Source organism: Pseudomonas sp. MPB23 (genome assembly GCF_046605395.1).
Taxonomy (GTDB): domain Bacteria; phylum Pseudomonadota; class Gammaproteobacteria; order Pseudomonadales; family Pseudomonadaceae; genus Aquipseudomonas.
On the sequence record NZ_CP176771.1, the window covers coordinates 3729147 to 3752159 of the forward strand.

Annotated in this window: 17 protein-coding genes and 1 pseudogene; 9 read left to right on the plus strand and 9 right to left on the minus strand. The window is 61.3% G+C overall.

Translation table 11 applies throughout. The features are described 5' to 3' along the window. Positions 1–4 precede the first annotated feature (4 nt). Positions 5–1042: an Ldh family oxidoreductase gene (locus ACLH0J_RS17070; RefSeq protein WP_411388237.1), complete on the plus strand. Its 1038-nt coding sequence runs from the start codon at positions 5–7 to the stop codon at positions 1040–1042. A 34-nt stretch (positions 1043–1076) separates the two neighbouring features. Here the strand turns inward: ACLH0J_RS17070 and ACLH0J_RS17075 are convergent, their stop codons facing one another. Further along, positions 1077–1397 (minus strand): YqjD family protein, encoded by a 321-nt coding sequence (locus tag ACLH0J_RS17075; protein ID WP_411388238.1) that lies wholly within the window; start codon positions 1395–1397, stop codon positions 1077–1079. A gap of 163 nt (positions 1398–1560) precedes the next feature. Here ACLH0J_RS17075 and ACLH0J_RS17080 point away from each other — a divergent pair, with 163 nt between their 5' ends. Continuing rightward, positions 1561–1815 carry a hypothetical protein gene (locus tag ACLH0J_RS17080; protein ID WP_003190904.1) on the plus strand — a complete coding sequence of 85 codons (255 nt, stop codon included), beginning with the start codon at positions 1561–1563 and terminating at the stop codon, positions 1813–1815. On the opposite strand, the gene ACLH0J_RS17085 is transcribed toward ACLH0J_RS17080, so the two are convergent. Next, positions 1787–2707, minus strand: a complete 921-nt coding sequence (locus ACLH0J_RS17085; RefSeq protein ID WP_411388239.1) for a LysR family transcriptional regulator — start codon at positions 2705–2707, stop codon at positions 1787–1789. The two genes, ACLH0J_RS17080 and ACLH0J_RS17085, sit on opposite strands and share 29 nt — an antisense overlap. A gap of 119 nt (positions 2708–2826) precedes the next feature. Between ACLH0J_RS17085 and ACLH0J_RS17090 the strand changes: the two genes are divergently transcribed. Next, the gene (locus tag ACLH0J_RS17090) at positions 2827–3753 is read left to right on the plus strand and encodes a carbon-nitrogen hydrolase family protein (protein ID WP_411388240.1); all 927 of its coding nucleotides are present in this window, start codon (positions 2827–2829) and stop codon (positions 3751–3753) included. 44 nt (positions 3754–3797) lie between these two features. On the opposite strand, the gene ACLH0J_RS17095 is transcribed toward ACLH0J_RS17090, so the two are convergent. Together ACLH0J_RS17095 and ACLH0J_RS17100 are read right to left on the minus strand one after the other, a co-directional pair. Next, entirely contained in the window at positions 3798–4259 is a 462-nt protein-coding gene (locus tag ACLH0J_RS17095) for an LEA type 2 family protein (protein WP_411388241.1), read from the minus strand. A 12-nt stretch (positions 4260–4271) separates the two neighbouring features. Then, a complete protein-coding gene (locus tag ACLH0J_RS17100; protein ID WP_411388242.1) occupies positions 4272–5699 on the minus strand; it encodes a nucleobase:cation symporter-2 family protein in 1428 nt (475 codons plus the stop codon). Between the two features lie 236 nt (positions 5700–5935). On the opposite strand from ACLH0J_RS17100, the gene ACLH0J_RS17105 reads away from it, so the two are divergent. The 4 genes from ACLH0J_RS17105 to ACLH0J_RS17120 all read left to right on the plus strand — a co-directional run bounded on the left by ACLH0J_RS17105 (position 5936) and on the right by ACLH0J_RS17120 (position 14658). Further along, complete coding sequence (locus ACLH0J_RS17105; protein WP_411388243.1) at positions 5936–7561, plus strand: methyl-accepting chemotaxis protein; 1626 nt, start codon at positions 5936–5938, stop codon at positions 7559–7561. 408 nt (positions 7562–7969) lie between these two features. Beyond that, the gene (locus tag ACLH0J_RS17110) at positions 7970–9985 is read left to right on the plus strand and encodes a hypothetical protein (protein WP_411388244.1); all 2016 of its coding nucleotides are present in this window, start codon (positions 7970–7972) and stop codon (positions 9983–9985) included. 192 nt (positions 9986–10177) lie between these two features. After that, positions 10178–12175 carry a hypothetical protein gene (locus ACLH0J_RS17115; RefSeq protein WP_411388245.1) on the plus strand — a complete coding sequence of 666 codons (1998 nt, stop codon included), beginning with the start codon at positions 10178–10180 and terminating at the stop codon, positions 12173–12175. 209 nt (positions 12176–12384) lie between these two features. Continuing rightward, on the plus strand, positions 12385–14658 hold the full coding sequence (locus ACLH0J_RS17120; RefSeq protein ID WP_411388246.1) for an autotransporter outer membrane beta-barrel domain-containing protein: 2274 nt from the start codon (positions 12385–12387) through the stop codon (positions 14656–14658). 53 nt (positions 14659–14711) lie between these two features. Here the strand turns inward: ACLH0J_RS17120 and ACLH0J_RS17125 are convergent. The 5 genes and pseudogenes from ACLH0J_RS17125 to ACLH0J_RS17145 form a co-directional block, all read right to left on the minus strand. Further along, positions 14712–15300, minus strand: a pseudogene (locus ACLH0J_RS17125) (LysE family translocator). A 54-nt stretch (positions 15301–15354) separates the two neighbouring features. Continuing rightward, positions 15355–15789, minus strand: coding sequence for an AraC family transcriptional regulator (locus ACLH0J_RS17130; protein ID WP_411388247.1), 435 nt, complete (start codon positions 15787–15789; stop codon positions 15355–15357). Positions 15790–15861: 72 nt separating this feature from the next. Continuing rightward, the gene (locus ACLH0J_RS17135) at positions 15862–16503 is read right to left on the minus strand and encodes a DUF1345 domain-containing protein (protein ID WP_411388248.1); all 642 of its coding nucleotides are present in this window, start codon (positions 16501–16503) and stop codon (positions 15862–15864) included. Positions 16504–16541: 38 nt separating this feature from the next. Further along, positions 16542–19640, minus strand: a complete 3099-nt coding sequence (locus ACLH0J_RS17140) for a multidrug efflux RND transporter permease subunit (protein ID WP_411388249.1) — start codon at positions 19638–19640, stop codon at positions 16542–16544. Positions 19641–19646: 6 nt separating this feature from the next. Beyond that, complete coding sequence (locus tag ACLH0J_RS17145; RefSeq protein ID WP_411388250.1) at positions 19647–20801, minus strand: efflux RND transporter periplasmic adaptor subunit; 1155 nt, start codon at positions 20799–20801, stop codon at positions 19647–19649. 161 nt (positions 20802–20962) lie between these two features. Here ACLH0J_RS17145 and ACLH0J_RS17150 point away from each other — a divergent pair, with 161 nt between their 5' ends. Together ACLH0J_RS17150 and ACLH0J_RS17155 are read left to right on the plus strand one after the other, a co-directional pair. Next, on the plus strand, positions 20963–21664 hold the full coding sequence (locus ACLH0J_RS17150) for a response regulator (RefSeq protein ID WP_411388251.1): 702 nt from the start codon (positions 20963–20965) through the stop codon (positions 21662–21664). A 3-nt stretch (positions 21665–21667) separates the two neighbouring features. Beyond that, positions 21668–22972 carry an ATP-binding protein gene (locus tag ACLH0J_RS17155; protein ID WP_411388252.1) on the plus strand — a complete coding sequence of 435 codons (1305 nt, stop codon included), beginning with the start codon at positions 21668–21670 and terminating at the stop codon, positions 22970–22972. Positions 22973–23013: the final 41 nt, after the last annotated feature.

Below are 23013 nucleotides of genomic sequence, written 5' to 3' on the forward strand. Positions count from 1 at the left end.
CCAGATGTCTGCTCAGTCCCCGATAGTTGAAGGTGCCACCGCGCTCATCGGTTTCAACGACCTGGTGGGGTTGCTGCACGCGGTGTTTGTAAAGCACGGCACCTCCCCGGAAGTCGCAGCGATCCTGGCGCACAATTGCGCGAGTGCCGAGCGCGACGGTGCCCATAGTCACGGTATCTTCCGCATCCCCGGCTATCTCAGCACGCTGGCCAGCGGCTGGGTCGACGGCAAGGCGGTGCCGGTGGTCACGGATGTTGCGTCCGGCTGGGTGCGGGTGGATGCCGCCAACGGCTTTGCCCAGCCGGCCCTGGCGGCGGCTCGCGCGCTGCTGGTGGAGAAGGCCCGCAGCGCCGGCATTGCCTTGCTGGCCATCCATAATTCCCATCACTTCGCGGCGTTGTGGCCGGATGTCGAGCCCTTTGCCGAAGAAGGCCTGGTGGCCCTGAGCGTGGTCAACAGCATGACCTGCGTGGTGCCCCATGGCGCCGACCGCCCGCTGTTCGGCACCAACCCCATTGCCTTCGCCGCACCGCGTGCCGATGGCGCACCGATCGTCTTCGACCTGGCCACCAGCGCCATTGCCCACGGCGATGTGCAGATTGCCGCGCGCAAGGGCGAGCGCTTGGCGCCGGGCATGGGCGTCGATAGCCTCGGCCAGCCCACCACCGACCCCAAAGCCGTGCTGGAAGGCGGCGCGCTGCTGCCGTTTGGCGGGCACAAGGGCTCGGCCTTGTCGATGATGGTCGAGCTGCTGGCGGCGGCCTTGACCGGGGGGCACTTTTCCTTCGAGTTCAGTTGGGCCGACCATCCGGGTGCGCGCACGCCCTGGACCGGGCAGTTGCTGATCGTGATCGACCCGAGCAAGACCGCCGGGCAAAGCTTCGCCGAGCGCAGCCAGGAGCTGGTGCGGCAGATGCATGCGGTGGGGTTGCGGCGCTTGCCGGGGGATCGACGTCATCGCACGCGGGCGAAGTCGGCGCTCACCGGTATAGAAATAGAGGCCCGGGACCTGGCGCAATTGCAGGCACTGCTGGCCGATTGAAGCGGGCTGCGCCAGCGGCGCAGCCCCGGTTGCATCAGTTACGACGACCCAGCAGCAGGCCGACCACCAGGCCGAAGCCTGCGGAGATGGCCACGGTCTGCCATGGATGGCCACCGATGTAGGTTTCGGTGGCATCGACCACCGGCTTGCTGCGCTCGCGCACGTTGGACACCGAGTCCAGCGCCTGCTTGAGTTTGATCGCAACCTGCTCGCGCAGGGTTTCGCCTTCCTCGCCCACCAGCGAAGCGCTGCTCTTGAGCAGCTTGTCCGATTCTTCGATCAGCGCGGTGAGTTCGCTGAAGGCTTGATCCTTGATTTGATCATCGACGACTTGGGCGGCGGTTTTGCGGGCCATTGGGTGACTCCTTGCGGGTGAATGTGACAGTGAACAATGGAGTGTTGCGCGCCGGCAAAAGTTGCAGTTTTTTTGCCGGGGCGAGGTTCTGGGCGAAATCCGAATCAGGAAATTTCGACCTACAGTGTAAGATGTCATCTATTTGTGCAGCAGGTAATTCCACATGAGCTTCAATCTCGCCAACAAAACCCTCGCCGAACGCGCCGAGCTGGAAGATGAAAAGTCCCGCCTCTACGACCTGTGGCAAACCAATCTGGGTAAGGCCAAGGGCGAAGCCGCGCGCTTGTTCGGCGAGCGCGCCAAGCGCAAGGGCAAATGGGCCGAATGGGTGCGTGCGGAACTCGACGGCATGTCGCCGCCGGAGTTTTCCAACATGGTACGCAGTGAAGTCAACAAGCTGATGGCGGCGGCAAAGTAAAGCTCGCCACGATCGCTTCGCGCACCTTGAGCAACATCGGATCGAGCTGGGCCTGGGTGCGCCAACCCAATTCCACCGGGTAACGCGGCAGTGCCAGAGGGCAGGGCAGCATGCGCAAGCCGCTCATCTCGGCGATGGCCTGCGCCGCATGCCCGGGAATGGTCGCCACCGCGTGGCTGCCCTTGAGCAAAAAGGGCAGCGCGGCAAAATGGCTGGTCGAAGCGCACACCTGCCGGCTCAACCCCCGCGCCGCCAAGCCCTCGTCGGTGATGCCGATAAACCCGCCCGACGACACCAGCACATGCTCGCGCGCGACGAACTCATCGAGGCTGATGCCGTCCGCGTCCGCTGCCAGACTGCCGGGGTCGACCAGGCAGCGGTAATCACCTTCCGCCAACACCTGCCGGCTCAGCCGGCTTTGGGCAAAACCGCCGGCGGTAATCGCCAGGTCCAGCGTGCGGTCGAGCAGGGCGCTGGCGACGATTTGGCTGTGGGTCTGACGGAAGATCACCCGCAGTTTCGGCAGACGCTGTGCGATGGCGTCCATCAGGCGCCGGCCATAGGCGATCTCAAAGTCGTCGGACAGGCCCACCGCCACCGAACGCCCCTGATAATCCGGGTTTTGCGGATTGACCATCGCCAGGCTCTGGCGGCAGCGGTCCAGCGCTTCACTGATCACCGGTTTCAACTGATTGGCCCGCAGCGTCGGCGCTAGCCCCCGGCCGGTGCGCACGAACAGTGGGTCGCCGTACACCTCGCGCAAACGTCGCAAGCCTGCGCTGATCGCCGACTGTGTGACGCCCAGGCGCAATGCCGCGCGGCTGGCGCTGGATTCGTCATGCAGGGCTTCAAAGGTTTTCAGCAGGTTCAAGTCGATCTGGGTGATATTCATTTGGCTCATATCATTCAGCACTGAAGTGGGCTTTATTCATGATGGCTGCCCCCACGAGAATGGCGCAACCCCACTCCTACAAGTGGATGCCTTATCTTTCTTTATCTGGAGTGATCGTGATGCCTGTTTCTACTGTGGCGGCCCTGCAAATCGGTTCCCTGCCTGGCGGCAAGGCCGAGACCCTGGCGCAGATCCTTGCCTACGAGGACGAGATCCTGGGCAGCGGCGCGCAATTGGTGGTGATGCCCGAAGCGCTGCTCGGTGGCTATCCCAAGGGCGAGGGCTTTGGCACTCAACTGGGCTATCGCCTGCCCGAAGGCCGCGAAGCCTTTGCCCGCTACTTTGCCAACGCCATCGACGTGCCGGGCGTCGAAACCGACGCGTTGGCTGGTCTGTCGGCACGTACTGGGGCGAGTCTGGTGCTCGGCGTGATTGAGCGCAGTGGCAGCACCTTGTATTGCACGGTGCTGTATTTCGAGCCCACGGGCGGGCTGGTGGCCAAGCACCGCAAGCTGATGCCCACCGGCACCGAGCGGCTGATCTGGGGCAAGGGCGACGGTTCCACCTTGCCGGTGATCGACACGGCGGTAGGGCGCATCGGCGGCGCGGTGTGCTGGGAAAACATGATGCCGCTGCTGCGCACGGCGATGTATGCCAAGGGTGTGCAAGTGTGGTGTGCGCCGACGGTGGACGAGCGCGAGATGTGGCAGGTGAGCATGCGCCATGTGGCCCACGAGGGGCGCTGCTTTGTGGTCAGTGCCTGCCAGGTGCAGGCTTCACCCGAGGCGCTGGGGGTGAAGATCGCCAATTGGCCTTCGGACCGCCCGTTGATCGCCGGCGGCAGTGTGATCGTCGGGCCCATGGGCGACATCCTGGCCGGGCCGCTGCTGGGGGAAGCGGGATTGCTGACGGCGCAGATCGACACCGATGAGTTGGTGCGGGCGCGGTACGACTATGACGTGGTGGGGCATTACGCCCGACCGGATGTGTTTGAACTGGTGGTGGATGAGCGCGCCAAGCCGGGCGTGCGCTACATCACCGATTGAATGCGGTCGCCCGCTTGCCACAAATTGTCTCGGCTGTATAACGGTTACCAGGCAGCCGTATTTGGCAGGTCCAGCGTGCCACGGTCCACAAAACGCATGGTGCCAAACAGCCCGCCCGCCAGTTTGCCTCGCAGCACGTAGGGCAGGTTGTTCAGGCTCTGGGTCTGGCTCAGGCCCAGGGTCTGGCGCAGCACGGAAAACGCCGAAACGCTGACCGGCACCATCAGCACGGTCTCGGAAAACCGGGGGATGCTTCCGTGCTGGTCGCTCACCCCCGACGCCAACGGCCGGCCATTGACCTCCAGGTCCAGGGCCACGCCGTTGTAGTCGATCGCCGTTTCATTGGGGTTCTGCACCCTCAGCTTCACCGCGAAGCGCACTTCCAGGTCCTGGCTTTGCAAGGGTTCGATGCCAACCACGTTGATATTCACCGGGTCGCGGTTGGGGAACAGCGCGCACGCGCTCAGGGTCAGCAACAGCAGTGATAGAACCATGAGCTTGCGCATGCAAAGGTGCTCCTATTTCGTGACGTCCGGGTCCTGCATCACTTTGAGGGTAGAGGACTCCGGATCAAATTCATCTTCTTTAAGGGCTATGAACTCTTCGGGCAGGAAAATGTTCAGCACGATGGCACAGAACGCGCCGACGGTGATGGGCGATTCAAAGATGTTGTGCAGCGCTTTGGGCAGGTCGCGCAGCACTTCCGGCACGGCCGCGACGCCCAGGCCCATGCCCAGGGAGATTGCCACGATCAGCATATTGCGCCGATGCAGCCCGGCTTCGGTAAGGATCTTGATGCCGGCCACCGCCACGGTGCCGAACATAATCAGGGTCGCGCCGCCCAATACCGGCTTGGGCATCAGTTGCAGCACCGCGCCGATCATCGGGAACAGCCCCAGCAACACCAACAGGCCGGCGATAAAGTACGCCACATAGCGGCTGGCCACGCCGGTCAACTGGATCACGCCGTTGTTCTGGGCGAAGGTCACCATCGGCAGGCTATTGAAGGTGGCAGCCATCGCCGAGTTGAGGCCGTCGGCCAGCAGGCCGGACTTGATGCGCTTGATATACAGCGGGCCTTTGACCGGCTGTTGGGAAATCATCGAGTTGGCGGTCAGGTCACCGGCGGCTTCCAGGGGCGAAATCAGGAAGATCACCGCCACCGGGATAAACGCCACCCAGTCGAACGAGAAACCGTACTTGAACGGCACCGGCACGCTGATCAATGGCACGTTGGGTAATGCGCTCATATCGACACGGCCCAGCCACCAGGCCACCACGAAGCCCAGGGTCAGGCCGATCACGATCGAACCCAGGCGCAGAAACGGATTGTCGAAGCGGTTGAGCACCACGATGGTCAGCAGCACCAGGGCCGCCAACCCCATATTGCTCGCCGCGCCCAGGTCGCTGGCGCCAAAACCGCCGGCCATGTCGGTGACCGCAACCTTGATCAGCGACAGGCCCATCAGGGTAATGATGGTGCCGGTCACTACCGGGGTGATCAGCTTGCGCAGCTTGCCGATGAACTGGCTGAGCACCACTTCGATAAACGCCGCGAAAAAGCAGATGCCAAAGATCGTCGAGAGGATCTCGTCGGTGCCGCCGCCCCGGGCCTTGACCATGAAGCCGGCACTGAGAATCACGCTGATAAACGAGAAACTGGTGCCCTGCAGGCACAACAGCCCCGAACCGATCGGGCCGAACGTGCGCGCCTGCACGAAGGTGCCGAGCCCCGACACGAATAACGCCATGCTCACCAGGTACGGCACTTCGCTTTCCAGGCCGAGCACGCCGCCGACGATCAGGGTCGGGGTGATGATGCCGACAAAACTCGCCAACACATGCTGCAACGCGGCAAACAGCGCCGCCGTGAAATGCGGGCGGTCTTCCAGGCCGTAGATCAGGTCGGATTTATAGCGGGGGCGGGGCGCTTGAGCGTCAGACAAAATGCGGGCTCGGGTCAGAAAATGGAGGCGCAGGATGCCAGAAACCGCCGGTCGTCAGAAGTGTAAAAAAATATTTATGAATCTCCTGCGAAAACCCCTGGCCCGGCCGATATCCCTTATAGGCCCACCTAATAAACAACAACACGTGGTGACCAAGGTCAGGACAGCGCATAGGCGCCGGCTGATCGTTTCGCGGCAGGGATGCGCGCAAACACTCTTGCTAGAGAAAAGCCTCTATGTCTCTTCGCCATTTGAATATTGCCCCTCGAGCTTCTTTAGGTTTCGCGTTTATCGCGTTGTTAGTCGTGTTGTTGGGGGCGTTTGCGGTCCATCGCATGACGCTGATCCGCCAGGCCTCGGTGGACATGAGCACCAACCAACTGCCCAGCGTGGCCTCCCTGGGCGTCATGACGGAAAACGTGCTGCGCCTGCGCATCCTGTCGTTTCGCGTATTGGTCAACCGGGAGCCGGCCAGTTTGCAAGAGGCCCAAACGCGTATCGGTGTGCTGGTCGACAAGGTCAGAGCGGCCCAGGCCAGTTACGCGGCGTTACCCTCCGTGCCTGAGGAGGCGGCGTTGTACAAGACATTCGTCGGCACCTTGGACAACTACCTGAAGGCCCAGGCCGACATGCTGGCCCTGTCCCAGCAAAACAAGGTCGATGAGATGCGTACCTTGATCAACACCCGGATCAAGGACGGTACCGACCAGATGGGCGAGCAGTTGAACAAGCTGATCGCCATCAACTCCGCCGGTGCCAAACAAGCCAACGAACAGGCCAAGCACAGCTACGACAGTGCGATCACCGGCATCATCGTCGTGGCAGTGGCCGCCGCATTACTTACGGTGCTGCTGGCCTGGCTGCTGACCCGCAGCATCGTCACACCGCTGCGCAAAGCCGTGGAAGTGGCGCAAACCATCGCCGGCGGCAACCTCACCCAAGTGATCGAAGATGATGGCAAGGATGAACCCGCGCGGCTGATCAGCGCGTTGTCGACCATGCAGAACAACCTGCGCCAGACCATCCAGCACATCGCCGGTTCGGCCACCCAGCTTGCCTCAGCCGCTGAAGAGCTGAGTGCGGTCACCGAGGAAGCCTCCCGCGGCTTGCAGCAACAGAACACCGAAATCGACCAGGCCGCCACGGCGGTCAACGAGATGACCGCCGCGGTCGAGGAAGTGGCGCGCAATGCCGTCTCCACCTCCGAGGCGTCTACCCAGTCCAACCAGGCCGCGCGGGAAGGCCGCGACCGTGTGGTGGAAACCGTCGGCGCAATCCAGACCATGACCCAGGATGTGCAAAACACCGCAGCGATGATCGAAGGCCTGGCCACTCAAGGCCGTGATATCGGCAAGGTGCTCGATGTGATCCGCGCGATTGCCGAGCAGACCAACCTGCTGGCGCTCAACGCCGCCATTGAGGCCGCGCGCGCCGGTGAAGCGGGGCGTGGGTTCGCGGTGGTGGCGGACGAAGTGCGCGCCTTGGCTCATCGCACGGCGCAGTCGACCCAGGAAATCGAGAAAATGGTCGCCGGTATCCAGAACGGCACCGGTCAAGCCGTGCACTCCATGGAACAGAGCAACCAGCGCACCCAAAGCACCCTGGAATTGGCCCGCGCCGCCGGCGTGGCGCTGGAGCAGATCACCCAGTCCATCAGCCTGATCAACGAGCGCAACCTGGTGATTGCCAGCGCCTCGGAAGAACAGGCCCAGGTCTCCCGCGAAGTCGACCGCAACCTGGTGAACATCCGCGACCTGGCCACGCAGTCGGCGGCGGGCGCCAACCAGACCAGCGCGGCCAGCCATGAGCTGTCGCGCCTGGCAGTGGATTTGAGCGGGATGGTGGCGCGCTTCGTGATCTGATCTGACACGCGGGCAAACCGTGTGGGGGAGGCTTCAGGCTGCAGGCTTGAAGTGCTCCCCAAAAGATGCACAACGGTGGTTCAGATCAATAGCGGTGAACGTTGACTCAATCTCCCCTGGTTTTTCAGCTTCAAGTGCTGGGTTCTATAACCTGGGCGCTTTCGGCCAGCAAAGAGCCACGGCTGCGCTGATCACGCTGAAGATAAACAACACCGTCGCTGCCGTCAGAAGAAACTCAATATCCCTGGTATTCCTCCCGCCCTGCTTTCGCCAAGGCGTGTGTAGGGCATTCACGTTGGAAAGCGACGAGCGGTGGTGCAGACCTGTCAACTCTGACAGTAGTCGCTCCCACCAATCAGGTGCCTAATCGTAACCAACGACGTATGCCTTTCATGAGGAGCCTGCATCATGGCAACGATCCGTCAGAGATCATCTTCGAGCACTCGCCAACAGCGTCGTGGTGTGCTGATGTTGGAACCGTTTGAAGAAATAGTCGGTGTTCCCGTCTCCGACCCCGAAGGGCTGATCGTCCGTCCCTACAGTGAGATGCCGCTGGAGTGCCGTATCAAAAAATGGGCGCCGGGACCGTCGTTGGGGCGTACCAATACACTCGAAGTGATTTGGAGAGTGGGCGGTATTGACGTGGTCGCCGACTCGGTGGTCTTTGACGAAGCGTCCTTTGCCGCTGCAACTTTTCCCTACTCACTGTTTGTACCGACCTATTTCATGCTGGATTTTGAGGCAGTCATCGAGCTGCGGTATCGGCTCAAAGAGGACGGCAGCCCAGATGTGGATTCGCCCCACAGGCTGCTGAAGCTGGATCGTAACCCTCCGGCGTTCCTGCTACCTTCCGACGCCCCGCAGTTTGTTGATCCGTCGATTGCCTTATCCGGGATTACCGAAGCCGTTCTTGACGCCAATGAATTTATTGAAGTTCGCGTGCCCGACTTTTTCGTTCGTGCGGCGGGCGACCAGGGAGCCCTGTATTTGTCGGATGAGACGCCGCCTTTTCCGTTGATACATAGCTACATCCAGACCTTCAATTTTACCGATGAACCGTTGATCCTCAGGGTTCATCGCGATTTGTTCCGCGTGCTGCCCAATGGCACGGCCTACCTGACGGTGCGTGTGTATGATCGGGCGGGAAACTACAGCCCGCTGAGTGCCTCTACGGATTTTACGGTCAACCTGACGGCTTCCCCCAGCGACCTTCCACCGCCTGAGATCCGGCCACCGGCTTACAACGATCTGCTGCTCAAGCGCGACGATGCGCGCTCGGGTATCGCGGTGGTGATACCGACGATGTACGACGGCTATGCCCCCGGCGACAGTGTGTTAGTGATTTGGGAGGGTCGATCGGTGCTACCGGCGGTTCCGATCTCCGGGTTTCCGATCACCGTTCCGATTCCATGGGACATTCTGCGCATACCCGGTCCGCTGGTACGTGAGTTGGTGCCTGTGCGCTACGAAGTCCATCGAACGGGCCGGCCACCTATTCCATCGCCCGTTCGCTTTTTCTGGGCAGACTTTACGATTGCAGGCCAGGACCATTCCAATGCCCCGGCATTGCTCAACTCGACCCTTTCGCGGGTACAGGTATTCGGCAATGGCTCGGGGATGTTGAACGAATTGGATCTGCAGGACCGAATCGTGGGCGCCAGTGTCTGGGTTCGACTCTATGTCGATCCACAACCGGGAGAAGTGCTCGCACTGTATTGGGGGAGCCGGGGACCGGTCGCCCATTACACTGTCCAGGCCGGCGATGTATTCGATCAGTTGGTCGAGTTCGTTCCCGATGTCTCCGGTACCGTTATTGTCGACGAGGGGAATCACCCGCAACTACCGGTCTATTACACCACCAGTAACGGCATCAATGAGCAACAGTCACCAGCTACATTGGTCAATGTTCATATCGAGCCATTAATTGAGTTTCCCGATCCGGAAATTCAACACACGTTGCATGGTGGCGCGAATTACCTGAGTTGTGATTCTCAGCCCGCTATCTGTCATGGCGTACGGTGGCATATCCCCCCTGATCCACGTATACAACTCAATGATGAAGTTGCTTTTTACTGGCAAGGTTTCAGAAGCAATAATTGGTCGGACCCCATCAGTGGAACCGACTTCGAAGCCCATGTTTTTATTACCCCCGAGCACTTGAACGATGGAGTTCTGGTGGTGGTATTGCCTTGGGATACCAAAGTTGAGCCCATGCGTGACTATGCGTCTGCGACAGCCAAGTATTTTGTGTATCGAGAAGGTGCATTGCGCGGCAAGTCAGTCGAGGGCGTGCGCGGACGGGTGCGGATAGATCGTAAGTTCGCTGGGTCCGGTCACATCTGCCAACCCGGAGATCCCGGGTTTTGCGACGGCACGGATACGCAATGGCTGGATACAGTGGCGTTGGACGACACGCAAACTTGAGGGTTGCGTAAATAATAATACGTGGGGGAATTCATTTAACACTCTGACGGGTGGTGGTTGGATGTTCTAGGGCCTGTATTGCCTGCTGATTCAATGTGTCAGGCGTTCGCTGTATGGCGCGTATTAAATAGGGTCTCCTCGTGCTGGGGAGTTTCGATAATAGTGTGCTTTAACTATGGTGAGTGATCAGATATGAAAAAGAAATTAGGCCCGTTCGCCAATGAACGAAATAAAAATACTATTGTTGCCGTTCCCGTCACGCTGCCCCCAGCCGTACCTCGAGGGTATGTCAATAACGCACTTTATCCAGGTTTGCTGACACGGGCTGCTGTTGATCAGGATCTATTACTTGACTTGCCAGGGTGGTTGCCTCCACCGGAACCACCACCGGAGCCCGGCGATTTAAAAGACGATCACATTGATGATGTTGGCGACTTTCAAACCGGCTATATCGGCACCACGGTACATAGCGTTCCAGGTCCCTATGTGGCCAGAATCCCGCTCATATGGTTGACTCAGGGAACGCACACCTACAGTTATAAAGTCACCAACACCTTTGGCACTAACATCGCAGGTTCTGCAGCGGTCACCTTTATTGTCGATCGACTGGCGCCCTATGGCACCGCTGGAATATCGCCACGCCCCTTGATGATGCCTGCCGGGCATTCCGGGCCGTTGGATGCCGACTACTTTGCCGCTAATGGCAACGAGGCGAGATTTCCGATTCCGGATTACGACGCTTATGACGCTCAACCGGGCGACACCTGGGAGCTGCTCGACGGCCCTAATGGAGCCGTTGTCGCCCAAGGTGAGGTATTCCCGGATGAGGTGGTGATACTGACGATTGCGCAGGCGTCGCTTTGGGAGGGGGCAAAATCACTGTACTACCGACTCAGGGATGTCTCTGGAAACGTCAGTACCACCTCGCTCGGGTTGCCCGTGACCATCTCCATTCGACCCGCCCCGGTATTGCAAACACCGGGTGTCAGATACGCACTGACGCTTGCGGGGGCGGGCGACCGCCTGATTGATCTGGCTGATGTCGCCGCCGCCGCTGGCATGGATGTCATCATCCCCGATTACGATGAGGATCGTCTTCAGGACAATTTGTACGTGAGGCTGACGACGCTCCACGGCAATCGCCAAGTCGGTCCGGTTGCGCTGGGGTCGGGAAGCCTGCCGTTTTACTTCCAGGTGTCTGCTGCGACGCTGAGGGAGCTGTACAACACCAGCGTTGGCCCCATTGCGATGGTGGTCAGTTATGGGGTTGAGCGTGGCGGCATGTTTTATTGGTTGCCGACCGCCAATGAAGCCACGATTGAGTTGGATCTGTTCAAGGCAGGGCCGGATAATCCCGATTATCCCGACTTGGTCAATCCCAACTTGCCACTGCCAGTGCTGACCGGGCCGGGGTCTGGTCTGACGAATCAACTGGACCCGCGTGATGCGCCCATGGACATTCCTGTTGTCATCCCGTTGTGGACCGCTGCACCCCTGCCTTCAGTCCGGGCGTTTACCATTGTTCTGTATTACGCAGGCGAGGTAGTTGCCAGTGTGTTGGTTGATAACACCGCACTGCCGCCCAGTGGCGTGATCGATTTAATGATCCCCTGGCCATACATCAGCAAACATGGCAATGGCACGAATATTCCGCTGCACTACGAGGTCGTGACGGCGGGCACCAATAACCGCAACGTCTCACCGACACAAGGGATTGACGTGTCGGCAAATGTCATCTCATTTGACCCGCCCACAGTGGACGGCGCAGTCACAACGCCGGCTGGCGTTGTCGTCATCGGTTGTTCTGCGCTCCCCTTGCCGAATCGCGACCTGGTGATTTCGGTACCGCCCCATTCGCTGTTTACAGTCGGAATGGTGATCACCGTGATCTGGGAGGCCTTCAGCGACGACGCCGGCACGGTGCCCCTCATTGCGGCATCGGGCAGCTTCGCGCACACGCCACTGACGCCTACAGAAGTGGTTGCGGGTTTCAAAGTGCGAGTCACGCCGGGTAATACCTACGTCAGACCTATCAACGAGGCTTCGCTGTCTGCCGGCTCCGCGCGTATCAGGTATTCGGTGCCTGTTCTGGGGCCTACACCTATCGAGTCCGCCGAGACGCATGCAAGGGTCAGGACCTATCTGTCTGGGTCAACGCCCGTCTATTGCGACGGAACCGCCTTTCCTTAGCGCTGTACCGCTTGAAGAAGAGCAGACGCTGCTCTTCTTCAAGCGTCCGATTTCCTCCGGTTATCTTTCTACGTCGCACTTCCGATAAGTCCTACATATTACTTCTCCCCCTCTCTCTACTCTGCGGCCCTTCAAGGCCTGCTCCTACCACGCTTGGTGCCGGTCAATTCGTTCCCTATGGGAAGGTTCTTTACGGGTATGCACGCAAAATGACGATCAACGCTTTTTTCAAAAAACACCCATTGGCACTGGCGATCCAGGCGCCGGCCCTTGGCTTTTTCATGCTGGGCGCTTCTGTTGCCGAAGCTCGCCTGGAGTTGTCACCAGGTGAGGAGCGCGTCATTGCCCCTGGTTATTTCACGGACAACTGGTACCTCAACGAAGGTTCCCATTTGATCTCCAATGGGGCAAACCTGCTTCAGTCCCAAGTCGTCGGTTCGTGGCTGACCCTCAATGAAGGGACCACCGCGCAAGACATTCAGGCTTCCGCCGGCTCGAAAATCACCCTCAACGGCGCCACAGTCGATGCGCGTAGTTCTTCTGCGTACGCGATTCATTTAACCAGCAGCGACGCGGACATCATCAACAGTACCGTCACCAATGCGAATGGCCAGGGCATCAGTGCGGGTCGTAATTTCCTGACGTCGGACGGCTCGACCGTGAACGTCTTCGGCAGCACCATCACGGGCTCGACCACAGGCGCTATCGCTTCGGCGTTCAGCCAGTTGAATTTCATCGACTCGGACGTCATTGCGACGAATGAAACCGGTATTGGCATCCGGCTGCTGGGGGCTGACGCCACGGCGATCGGCAGCCGTATTATCGGTGGCGAGAATGGCGTGAGATTGCAACAAGAGTCCGCTGACCTGAATTCAAGCAGCCTGGTGCTGGACAGCTCAAGTGTCGAAGGCCGTAACGGTGCGGCATTGCTCGTCAGTGGGGGAGCCACCGCTGGCACCAATGCGGATATCCATGTACTCAATGGCTCGACCCTTACCGGCGGCAACGGCAACATTCTCGAAGTCACCGGCAACTCCACCGCCAATATGAATGTTGACCGCAGCTTCCTGGTCGGCGACGTGGTGGTCGAAGACGGCAGCACCGCCAAGGTTCAGCTCAACAACGGCTCCTGGCTGACCGGCCAACTGAAAAATGTCGCCGAGTTGAGTGTGAACGACGCGTCCCACTGGGTGCTGGTGGGCGACAGCAATGTCGAGGCCTTGAAGATGGGCGGCGGCACGGTGCACTTTGGCGCCGAGGACGAGTTCTATCAGTTGGATGTGAAGAGCCTGGACGGCAACGGCACGTTCGTCATGCACACGGACTTCTCCACCCACCAGACCGACTTCCTCAACGTGGAAGGCCGGGCCGAGGGTAACCACAGCCTGTTGCTTGCCGCGACGGGTTCGGAACTGGCCAGTGGTGCGCCGATCAAGGTCGTGCACACCGAAGGCGGTGACGCACACTTTTCCCTAGTCGGCGACACCGTGGATATCGGCGCCTATGCCTACGGCTTGCAGCAGGACGGCACCGACTGGTTGCTCGACCCGACCCGTCGCGGCACCAGCACCAGCGCCCATTCGGTATTGGCGTTGTTCAACAGTGCACCGACCGTGTTGTATGGCGAGTCGTCCATCCTGCGCACCCGCATGGGTGAATTGCGCTTCGGCAATGGCCAGGACAATGGCCTGTGGATGCGCAGCTACGGCAACAAATATGAGGTGGCCGCCAACAAAAACGGCAGCGGTTATGCGCAAACCCAGAAAGGCTTCACCCTCGGTGCCGATGCACCGCTGTCCAGCGGTGATGGGCAGTGGCTGGCCGGTGTGATGGCGGGCCACAGCACCTCGGACTTGAGTCTGAACCGTGGCAGCAAAGGTGAGGTCAAGAGTTACTACCTGGGTGCCTATGCCACTTGGCTGGATGATGAGAGCGGTCTGTATTTCGACGGCGTTGCCAAGCTCAACCGCTTGCACAATGAAGTCAATGTGAACATGAGTGACGGCAAGAAAGCCAAGGGCAGCTATGCGCAAAACGCTGTCGGTGCATCGGCCGAACTCGGTCGCCACATCAAGCTGGACAACGATTACTTCGTCGAGCCATATGGCCAGTTGTCGGCGACGATCACCCAGGCGCAGAGCTATGAGCTGTCCAACGGCTTGAAGGCCAAGGGTGATCGCTCCAGCACCGTGGTCAGCAAACTCGGCGTGACCGCCGGCAAGAACATCCAATTGGACAACGGTGGGGTGTTGCAGCCTTACCTGCGCACCGCATGGGCACATGAGTTTGACCAGAGCAACAAGGTGTTCATCAACGACCAGAGCTTCAACAACGACCTGTCGGGCTCGCGCATCGAGCTGGCGGTCGGCGTGGCGATGTCGGTGTCGAAGAACGTCAAGTTGCATGCCGACTTCGAAACCAGCAAAGGCAAGAAGATCGACCAGCCTTGGGGTGTCAACTTTGGCGTGCGTTACGACTTCTAAGACACTCGCGCACTTGAACAGGGGGAAGCTTTGGCTTCCCCTTTTTTATGCCTTCAGATCAGTACACTCAGCCAGGTCGAACCCAGCAAGAGCAGGGCCATGCAGCGATTGAAGCGTCGCATCGCCCTGGGCGAACGCAACACCCGGCCTGACCCCGCGCCCAGCACGGCCCAGGCGCCGAGGCAGGGCGATCAGGAAAAACACCAGGGGCAGGTACAGCACCTGGTGCTCGGCGCCGTTGCCGGCGAACACACTGACCACCGCGAGGGCCATCATCCAGGTCTTCGGGTTGATCACTTGCAGGCACGCGGCGCCGATCAGGCCCAGGGGCTTATCGGTGACCGCCACGTCGAGGGCTTGGGTGGGGGCGCTGAAGATCTGCCAGGCCAGGTAACTCAACCAGGCGATGCCGATCCAGTGCATTGCGGTCTGCACCTTGGGCCAGTGCACCAGGGACTGGCCAAACCCCGACCCCACCAGCAACACAAGGCCGGCGGCCCCCGCGCAGGCGCCCAGGATGATCGGCAAGGCGGCTTTGAGGCCATAACGCGCGCTGTTGCTCAGCACCAGGATATTGGTGGGGCCGGGGGTGATGGAGGCGACGAAGGCGAACAGCATGAAGGGCAGCAAGGACGACAGCATGGTGGGTGACTCCGGTAAACCAAGCGATGGAGTCGATCTTCACAAGCCGGCGCGTTACCTGTCTGGAAGATTTGAGCAGCGCTTGCGGTACGCGGCGGGCGTCAGGCCGTAGGCGCGCACGAACCAGCGGCCCAGGTGGCTCTGGTCGGCAAATCCCAGTTGGCGGCGGACCGGCGCCTCTTCGAACACTGCGCTGATTTCCCGTGCCAACCATTGGGGGTCGAGGTAGAGCATATGGTAGGTAAAACCCTCCGCCGTGGGCGCATCGCCGTCATGCAACTCGCCGGGTTCCACCAGGAACACCTGGCCGGGCACGCTGTTGTGGCGGGTGCGCCGGCAGTTGAATTGCTGCACGCCTTGCTCGGTGACGCCGACCAGATAGCTGTCATGCCAATGGGGATCGTAGGCATGGCCCTGGAAATGTGCGCGCAGGGTCTCGATGCCGGTGTCGGCGTCCTGGGACAGGTCGATCCAGTTGTGCGCGGTCATAACACACCGAGGTTGAATAGGTTCGGCCATTAGCGCCCAGCGGTGCGTGGGCGTCTAGAAGGTTTGTGCAGCCTAACCGAACAAGCCGGCGGCGATATTGATCGAGAAACCCAGGATCGCGGTGTTGAATAGAAACCCGATCAACGACTGCCCCAGCACTACCTTGCGCATGCCCCGCGTGGCGACGCCCACGTCGGAGGTTTGCACCGCCACGCCGATGGTGAAGGAGAAATACAGGAAGTCCCAGTAGTTGGGCGTCAACAGTCCTTCGGCAAAGCGCAGCGCCGGTTCCTTGCCGTCCCAGGTGTAATACAGACGGGCGTAATGCACGCTGAAAATCACCCCGATCAGCAACCATGAACCGATCACCGTCAGGCCGGTAAACCCGTAGTGCAGCAGGCGTTCGGAGGTGGCCAGGTCTTTGCTGCCCACCAGTTCAAAGGTGATGGTGGCCAAGCTCGCGATGGCGGCGATGCACACGGTGAACAGCACAAGCCCGGCGTTCTCGTCCTCGACTTCGGCGATGCGCTTTACGTCGTCGGCCCTGGCACGGCTGGTCAGCCACAGCATCAGCACCAGATAAGTCCAAACTCCAGCGTTCCAGCCAATGAGGATTTTGCTGACGAGCGTGTCGGCTGGCGCGAGGATGCCCACGACGAGGCCGAGGATGGCGGCGGCGGAGAGGCGAGGGTGGGTACGGGCAAGGAAGGGCATAGGTGCTCACAACAACGACGGTTGTGAGCACCATAGCATCACTCGGCTTTTTGGCGCTTGCGCACAAGCTTCATGACGACCACAAAGAACACCGGCACAAACACCACTGCCAGCGTCGCGGTGATCATCCCGCCGATCACCCCTGTACCGATCGCCTGCTGGCTCGCCGAACTGGCGCCGGTGGCGATTGCCAACGGCACCACGCCGAGGATGAACGCCAGCGAGGTCATGATGATCGGTCGCAACCTCAACCGCGCGGCCTTCAGGGTCGCATCGACCAGGTCTTCGCCCTGGTCGTACAAGTCCTTGGCGAACTCGATGATCAGGATCGCGTTTTTCGCCGACAGGCCGATGATGGTGATCAGGCCGACCTTGAAGAACACATCGTTGGGCATGCCGCGCAAGGTCACGGCCAGTACCGCGCCGAGCACGCCCAGCGGTACTACCAGCAGCACCGAGGTCGGGATCGACCAGCTTTCATACAGCGCCGCCAGGCACAGGAACACGATCAGCAGCGACAGGCCCAGCAGGATCGGTGCCTGGGCGCCGGACAAGCGTTCCTGCAACGACAGCCCGGTCCATTCCTGGCCCAGACCGGCCGGCAACTGGCTGACCAGGCGCTGGATTTCGTCCATGGCCTCGCCGGTGCTATGCCCCGGTGCCGCTTCGCCGGAAATGGCAATCGCCGGGTAGCCGTTATAACGGGTCAACTGCGCCGGGCCCTGGGTCCATTTGGCCTGCACGAACGACGACAGCGGCACCATCTTCCCGGCATTGTTGCGTACGTGAATCTTCATCAGGTCTTCGACCTGGCTGCGCCGGTCACCTTCGGCCTGCACCACCACGCGCTGCATGCGCCCCTGGTTGGGGAAGTCGTTGACGTAGGCCGAACCGATGGCCGAAGCCAGTACATTGCCGACATCGGCAAATGAGACGCCCAGCGCGTTGGCCTGCTTACGGTCCACTTCCAGCTGTACTTGCGGGGCCTCGGCCAGGGCACTTTCGCGCACATTGGCCAGGATCGGGCTTTTTCCGGCGGCGTCGAGCAACTCGGTACGTGCAGCCATCAACGCCGCATGGCCGACACCGCCGCGGTCCTGCAAGCGGAACTCGAAACCGCTGGAGGTGCCCAGGCCATCCACCGGCGGCGGCAGGATCGCATAGGCAATCGCATCCTTGAGCTCGCTGAAGGCCATATTGGCGCGGTCGGCAATCGACGACGCGGAGTCATCGCTGCCGCGCTCCGACCAGTCCTTGAGCGTGGTAAACGCCAGCGCTGCGTTCTGTCCGGAACCGGAGAAACTGAAGCCCATGATCATGGTCGTGTCCCCCACCCCCGGTTCGCCCGCGTTGTGCGCCTCGATCTGCTCGGCGACCTGCACCGTGCGGTTCTTGCTCGCGCCCGGTGGCAGTTGGATATCGGTGATGGTGTAACCCTGGTCTTCCACCGGCAGGAACGAGGAGGGCAGGCGACTGAACAACAGCCCCAGGCCCACCAGCAGCACCAGGTAGATCAGCAGGAAGCGGCCACTGCGTTTGAGCGCGTAGGCGACCCAGCCTTCGTAACGGTCGGTGAGTTGCTCGAAGCGTTTATTGAACCAGCCGAAGAACCCGCCCTTGGCATGATGCTCGCCTTTGGCGATCGGCTTGAGCAGGGTGGCGCACAGGGCCGGGGTCAAGGTCAGGGCCAGGAACGCCGAGAACAGAATCGAGGTGGCCATCGACAATGAGAACTGCTGGTAGATCACCCCCACCGAGCCGGCCATGAACGCCATCGGCAGAAACACTGCCACCAGCACCAGGGTGATACCGACGATGGCACCGGTGATCTGGCCCATGGCCTTGCGCGTCGCTTCCTTGGGCGACAGGCCTTCGGTGACCATGATGCGCTCGACGTTCTCCACCACCACAATCGCGTCGTCCACCAGGATGCCGATGGCCAGCACCATGCCGAACATGGTCAGCACGTTGATCGAGAACCCCAGCAACAGCAGGGTGGCAAAGGTGCCCATCAGCGCGATCGGCACCACCAGGGTCGGGATCAGCGTATAGCGCACGTTCTGCAGGAACAGGAACATCACCGCAAACACCAGCGCCATGGCTTCGAGCAAGGTGTAGACCACCTTGGTGATCGAGACCTTGACGAACGGCGACGTGTCATAGGGGATCTTGTATTCCACATTGGCCGGGAAGTAGCGCGACAACTCATCCATCTTCGCCCGTACCAGGGTCGCGGTGTTCAGCGCATTGGCGCCGGGCGACAATTGCACGCTGACGGCGGTGGATGGCTTGCCGTTCAGACGCGTGGAGAATTGGTATTCCTGGCTGCCGATTTCCACCCGCGCCACATCGCCGATGCGCACGGTGGAGCCGTCCGGGTTGGCCTTGAGCACAATGTCGGCGAACTCCGCCGGTGTCGACAACTGGCCCTTGACCAGGATCGCGGCGGTGATTTCCTGGGTCTGGGGCCCCGGCAGATCACCGATGCTGCCGGCCGAGACCTGGGCGTTCTGCGCGCTGATCGCGGCGTTCACATCGGCCGGTGTGAGGTTGAAACCGATCAGCTTCTGCGGATCGATCCAGATGCGCATGGCGCGTTCGGCCCCATACAGCTGGGCCTTGCCGACGCCGTCCAGGCGCTTGAGTTCGTTCATCACGTTGCGCGCCAGGTAATCGCTGAGCGCCACATCGTCGAGCTTGCCGTCGCTGGAGGTCAGGGTCACCAGCAGCAGGAAACCGGCGGAGACTTTCTCCACCTGCAAGCCTTGCTGGGTCACGGCCTGGGGCAAGCGCGGCTCCACCGCCTTGAGCCGGTTTTGCACATCGACCTGGGCCATTTCCGGGTTGGTGCCGGGCTGGAACGTCGCGGTAATCGTCGCCGAGCCCAGGCTGCTCTGGGATTCGAAATACAGCAGGTGATCGGCGCCGTTGAGCTCCTGTTCGATCAGGCTGACCACGCTCTCGTCGAGGGTCTGGGCCGAAGCGCCGGGGTACACCGCGTAGATCTCCACTTTCGGCGGCGCGACGTTGGGGTACTGGGCCACTGGCAATTGCGGGATCGCCAGCAGGCCGGCGAGCAGGATAAACAGGGCGACCACCCAGGCGAAGATCGGGCGGTCAATAAAGAACTGCGGCATGGCGGGTTATTCCTTTACGAGCGGGCCGGAGGCTGGGCTGTCGTCCACTTCCACTTGTTCACCGGGACGTGCGTGTTGCAGGCCCTCGACGACGATGCGATCGCCGGCCTTGAGGCCGCTGCTGACCACCCAGCGATCACCGATCACCGCGCCCAGCTCCACCGGTTGCAGGTTCACGGTCTGTGTGGCATCCAGGCGCAACACCATGGGGACACCGGCGCTGTCACGGGTGATGGCGCGTTGCGGCACGCTGATGCCTTGGCGGTCGACCGCTTGCTCCACGCGCACCCGCACAAAGCTGCCGGGCAGCAGGTCGAGGTCCGGGTTGGGGAATTCGCTGCGCAGGATGATCTGCCCGGTGCCGGGGTCGACGCTGATCTCGGCGAACAGCAATTTGCCCGGCAGCGGGTAGAGGCTGCCGTCGTCCTGGATCAGCGTGGCCTTGGCCTGGTCCTGGCCGACTTGCTTCAAGCTGCCGGCGCGGAAGGCACGGCGCAGATCGTTCAGCTCGCGGGTGGACTGGGTGAGGTCGGCGTGGATCGGGTCCAGTTGCTGGATGATCGCCAGGGGCGTGGCCTCGTTCTGGCCCACCAGCGCGCCTTCGGTCACCAACGCGCGGCCGATGCGCCCGGCGATCGGCGCGGTCACGGTGGCGTAGCCCAGGTTCAACCTGGCGCGCTCGACGGCGGCCTTGTTGGCGGCGACTTCGGCGTTGGTCTGGCGCAGGGCTGCGCGGGCATTGTCGTAGTCCTGGCCGCTGATGGCGTTGCCTTCCACCAATTGGCTGTAGCGCTGTTCTTGCAGGCGAGCCTGGAAGGCATTGGCCTCGGCCTTGCTCAGGTTGGCCTGGGCGCTGTCGAGGTCAGCCTTGAAGGGGGCGGGGTCGATGCGAAACAGTACGTCGCCCTGTTTCACGTCATGGCCTTCCTTGAAGACGCGCTGCATCACCACCCCGGCGACCCGTGCGCGCACTTCGGCGATACGCGGCGCGGCGATGCGTCCGCTCAGCTCACTGCTGATCGACAGGGGCTTGGCTTCCAGGGTTTCGATGCGCACTTTGGCCGGGGGCATGGTCGGCGCCTCGGTGGCCGATTTGTCACACGCACTCAGGGCCAGCGTCAGGGCCAGCAGACAAAACGGCGCAAACAGATTCTTCGACATGCTCTTATCCCAATAATGACTGGCGCATCCTAAGGTCACCTGCGTCGCGGTGCTGTAAAGCTGTGTAGAGCGTCTGTGAAGAAATGTAAGGTGCGGCCCGCGTCGGGCTGCGGGCGTATATCCTTGCACGCTCCTGCAAAACCGCATTATTCGGAAACATCATGCCCAACATCCTTCTGGTGGAAGACGACGCCGCCCTTTCCGAGCTGATTGCCAGCTACCTGGAACGCAACGGCTACCACGTCAGCGTGCTCAGCCGCGGTGACCTCGTCCGCGAGCGTGCGCGCCGCAATCCGCCGGACCTGGTGATCCTCGACCTGATGCTGCCGGGCCTCGACGGCCTGCAAGTGTGCCGCCTGCTGCGCGCCGACTCGGCGGGGCTGCCGATCCTGATGCTTACCGCCCGCGACGACAGCCACGACCAGGTGCTGGGCCTGGAAATGGGCGCCGACGACTACGTCACCAAACCCTGCGAGCCCCGTGTGCTGCTGGCGCGGGTGCGCACGCTGTTGCGCCGCAGCAGTTTGTCCGAGCCCCAGGTGGCCAACGACCGGATACTCATGGGCAACCTGTGCATCGACCTGTCGGAACGCGCCGTGACCTGGCGCGGGCAGGCGGTGGAGTTGTCCAGCGGCGAATACAACCTGCTGGTGGTGCTCGCCCGCCATGCCGGCGAGGTGCTCAGCCGCGACCAGATCCTGCAACGCCTGCGCGGTATCGAGTTCAACGGCACCGACCGTTCGGTGGACGTGGCTATCTCCAAGCTGCGCCGCAAGTTCGACGACCACGCCGGTGAGGCGCGCAAGATCAAGACGGTGTGGGGCAAGGGCTATCTGTTCAGCCGTTCCGAGTGGGAGTGCTGAGCCATGTTTCGTGTGCTGCTGCGCCTCTACCTGATCACCATCGTGACTTACAGCGCGGCGATCTTTCTGATTCCCAAACTGGTGATCCAACTGTTCGAGCACCGCTACCTGGACTACAACGTCGAGCAGTCCCGCGGCATGCAGACGTTGATCGTCAAGCAATACCTACGGGCGCCGGTGGAGCGCTGGTCGAAGGTGACCGAGCAACTGGGACGCGACTTTGCGCCGCTGAAAGTGCAATTGCTGCTGCGCCAGGACGCCAGTTACACCCCCGAAGAGGCGGCGCTGCTGGAGCAGGGCAAACCGGTGATTCACCTGGGGGAGTGGGGCTGGATGGAGCAGATCAGCTCGCCGATCAACGCACAGTTTGTGGTCAAGTTGACCATTCCGCCGGATCCGCTGGACATGAACCTGCTGTACTGGTCGATGAACGTGCTGATCGGTGCTGCGCTGCTGGCGTGTCTTCTGGTGTGGTTGCGTCCGCATTGGCGTGACCTGGAGCGTCTGAAGACCACCGCCGTGCAACTGGGCAAGGGCAACCTGGGCGCGCGTACGCAGATTCCCCCCAGCTCCAACATCGGCAGCCTGGCCTCGGTGTTCGACACCATGGCCGACGATATCGAACACCTGCTCAACCAGCAGCGCGACCTGCTCAACGCGGTGTCCCACGAACTGCGCACGCCGCTCACGCGCCTGGATTTCGGCCTGGCCCTGGCCCTCTCGGAAGACCTGCCGGCCGCCAGCCGCGAACGCTTGCAAAGCCTGGTGGCGCATATTCGCGAGCTGGATGAACTGGTGCTCGAATTGCTCTCCTACAGCCGCCTGCAAAACCCGGCGCAACTGCCGGAGCGGGTTGAAGTGGTGCTCGATGAATTTATCGACAGCGTACTGGGCAGCGTGGACGACGAACTGGAAAACCCCGAGATCGTGATCGATGTGGCACTCGACTGCGCCGTGGAGCGTTTCAGCCTCGACCCGCGCCTCACCGCCCGCGCATTGCAGAACCTGCTGCGCAACGCCACGCGCTACTGCGACAAGCGCATTCAGGTGGGGGTCAAGGTCTGCGCCAAAGGCTGTGAAATCTGGGTGGACGACGATGGCATCGGCATTCCGCCGGACCAGCGCGAACGTATTTTCGAACCGTTCTACCGTCTCGATCGCAGCCGCGACCGTTCCACCGGCGGCTTCGGCCTCGGTCTGGCCATCAGTCGGCGCGCCCTGGAAGCCCAAGGCGGCACTTTGACCGCCTTGGCCTCACCGTTGGGCGGTGCGCGGTTTCGACTGTGGTTGCCCACTAGAGCCCCTTGACCGTACGGCCAGCAGGCAGGCTTCGTCATCAAACATGAACG

What these genes read in the sequence shown, in the direction of transcription:
- ACLH0J_RS17070 (WP_411388237.1), top strand. Translation starts at nt 5, where the DNA reads ATGTCTGCTCAGTCCCCGATAGTTGAAGGTGCCACCGCGCTCATCGGT.
- ACLH0J_RS17075 (WP_411388238.1), bottom strand. Translation starts at nt 1,397, where the DNA reads ATGGCCCGCAAAACCGCCGCCCAAGTCGTCGATGATCAAATCAAGGAT.
- ACLH0J_RS17080 (WP_003190904.1), top strand. Translation starts at nt 1,561, where the DNA reads ATGAGCTTCAATCTCGCCAACAAAACCCTCGCCGAACGCGCCGAGCTG.
- ACLH0J_RS17085 (WP_411388239.1), bottom strand. Translation starts at nt 2,707, where the DNA reads ATGAATATCACCCAGATCGACTTGAACCTGCTGAAAACCTTTGAAGCC.
- ACLH0J_RS17090 (WP_411388240.1), top strand. Translation starts at nt 2,827, where the DNA reads ATGCCTGTTTCTACTGTGGCGGCCCTGCAAATCGGTTCCCTGCCTGGC.
- ACLH0J_RS17095 (WP_411388241.1), bottom strand. Translation starts at nt 4,259, where the DNA reads ATGCGCAAGCTCATGGTTCTATCACTGCTGTTGCTGACCCTGAGCGCG.
- ACLH0J_RS17105 (WP_411388243.1), top strand. Translation starts at nt 5,936, where the DNA reads ATGTCTCTTCGCCATTTGAATATTGCCCCTCGAGCTTCTTTAGGTTTC.
- ACLH0J_RS17110 (WP_411388244.1), top strand. Translation starts at nt 7,970, where the DNA reads ATGGCAACGATCCGTCAGAGATCATCTTCGAGCACTCGCCAACAGCGT.
- ACLH0J_RS17115 (WP_411388245.1), top strand. Translation starts at nt 10,178, where the DNA reads ATGAAAAAGAAATTAGGCCCGTTCGCCAATGAACGAAATAAAAATACT.
- ACLH0J_RS17120 (WP_411388246.1), top strand. Translation starts at nt 12,385, where the DNA reads ATGACGATCAACGCTTTTTTCAAAAAACACCCATTGGCACTGGCGATC.
- ACLH0J_RS17130 (WP_411388247.1), bottom strand. Translation starts at nt 15,789, where the DNA reads ATGACCGCGCACAACTGGATCGACCTGTCCCAGGACGCCGACACCGGC.
- ACLH0J_RS17135 (WP_411388248.1), bottom strand. Translation starts at nt 16,503, where the DNA reads ATGCCCTTCCTTGCCCGTACCCACCCTCGCCTCTCCGCCGCCGCCATC.
- ACLH0J_RS17140 (WP_411388249.1), bottom strand. Translation starts at nt 19,640, where the DNA reads ATGCCGCAGTTCTTTATTGACCGCCCGATCTTCGCCTGGGTGGTCGCC.
- ACLH0J_RS17145 (WP_411388250.1), bottom strand. Translation starts at nt 20,801, where the DNA reads ATGTCGAAGAATCTGTTTGCGCCGTTTTGTCTGCTGGCCCTGACGCTG.
- ACLH0J_RS17150 (WP_411388251.1), top strand. Translation starts at nt 20,963, where the DNA reads ATGCCCAACATCCTTCTGGTGGAAGACGACGCCGCCCTTTCCGAGCTG.
- ACLH0J_RS17155 (WP_411388252.1), top strand. Translation starts at nt 21,668, where the DNA reads ATGTTTCGTGTGCTGCTGCGCCTCTACCTGATCACCATCGTGACTTAC.